1 protein-coding gene is annotated in these 1,618 nt (G+C 67.6%); it reads right to left on the reverse strand.

What is annotated here, in order from left to right; all coding sequences use genetic code 11:
- On the reverse strand, positions 1-1,301 hold a 1,301-nt coding region (locus ACXJKH_RS20200; RefSeq protein WP_457322030.1), incomplete at its 3' end, for a TonB-dependent receptor plug domain-containing protein.
- Positions 1,302-1,618: the final 317 nt, after the last annotated feature.

The following is a 1,618-nucleotide window of genomic DNA, read 5'->3' on the forward strand; positions in this document are numbered from 1 at the left end:
GCGGTGGCCTTGCTGCCGGACTGCACGCACAGGCCCTGGCCAAGGCTGGCGTTGCAGCCTTCGTTGGTACCGGGCTGTACATGGAACGCGCCGGCGGCGGTGGTCAGGAAGGTGGTGCCCTGGCGCACGCGCGGACCGATCGCGGTGAAGTTGCCCCACGGGCTGTTGCTGTTGCGGTTGTCGGTGCCGCTGAGCCCTTCGAACGGGGTGCCGACGAAATCGGCGGCGCGGTCAGCGCTGCGGGTCCAGTCCTGGTCCAGCGAGTTCAGGCCGGTGGTGGTGTAGTAATTGAACGCCAGGGTGACATTGCTGCGCAGGTCGTCGGAATTCCTGCCAACCAGGCCATTGATGCCCAGATCGCGCAGATTGGTGCCCTCGCCGATCCCACGCTGCACGCTGATGGTGCCGCCGTGGACGTCGTCGCGCAGCACGTTGTTGACCACGCCGGCCACCGCGTCGGTGCCGTAGATGGCCGCCGCGCCGTCGAGCAGGACTTCAACGCGACGCAGGTTGGCGACCGGGACGGTATTGGCGTTGTAGGTCAGCACCGGGACGAGGTTGCCGTCGGCCTGGCTGGTGGGGTGGACCACGGTGCGTCGGCCGTTGATCAGCAGCAGCGTGTTGCCCACACCCAGGCCGCGCAGGTTGACCGAGGCGATGTCGCCGCGTGCGTAGTTGGAGCTGTTGCCGCCGTTGGTGCCACTGAAGGACACATCGCCCATCTGCGGAATGGAGCGGTACAACTCGTCGCCGGATACCGCGCCGGTGGCCTCGATCTGTTCGGCCTGGAGCGTGGCGACCGGCAGCAGGGCAGCGGTTTTTGCGCCCTTGATCTGGGTGCCGACGACAGTGACCGAATCAAGCGTGACCGGCACATCGCGGGCCGGTTCGGCCGGCGGCGGCTCGGCGGCGACGGTGCTGGCCGAGGACTGCGCAGCCAGCAGCGCGCCCGAACCCAAGGAGGCGAGCAGCGGACGATCGGCGCGCAGTGTAATGGTACGGCCATCATCGGAGGCCACACTGAGCCCGGTCCCGGCCAACAGCTGGCCCAGCGCCTGACGGGCGTCCATCTGGCCCTTGAGCGCGGGGACGGCAGCGGCTTTTTCGCGGTCGCCGACGGCCGGGCTGATGATCTGGATCCCCGCCTGTCGCGCGAACTCCGGCAATGCGTCTTCGATACGCCCCCCGGCAATATCGAAACTGGCCTGCTGTGCCAGCGCGGGCGTGACCATGCCCAGCACCGACACCATCAGGCCTCCGCGGATGGCGCGGGCCAATGGCTGCAACTTGTACGAACGCATGGATACTTCCCCGTGAAAGTGAACATGAGCGGCGATGTTTCGTACCCCCCTGAACAATCCAGATGCACCGGCGCGCGTGTTCCGCCATCGCGGTGTGGATGTTCGTTGCTCCCAGGTCGACTTTACGGGGTTCGGTTCTGGAGCGGTGAGCTGAAGAGCCGAAGCGCGCTGCTGCAGGGGTACTGCCCTGGGTCGGGCCGCATGGGCAGGCAGGACACGCCGTAAACCCACCATTGGGGGCTCGCAGGCGCCCTCCATGGCGCCTGACGGTCCTGCCTACCCACGCGCCCCGACCCTCGACAGTGGGCGGATACGCA

This window comes from Stenotrophomonas sp. P5_B8, from assembly GCF_054049855.1.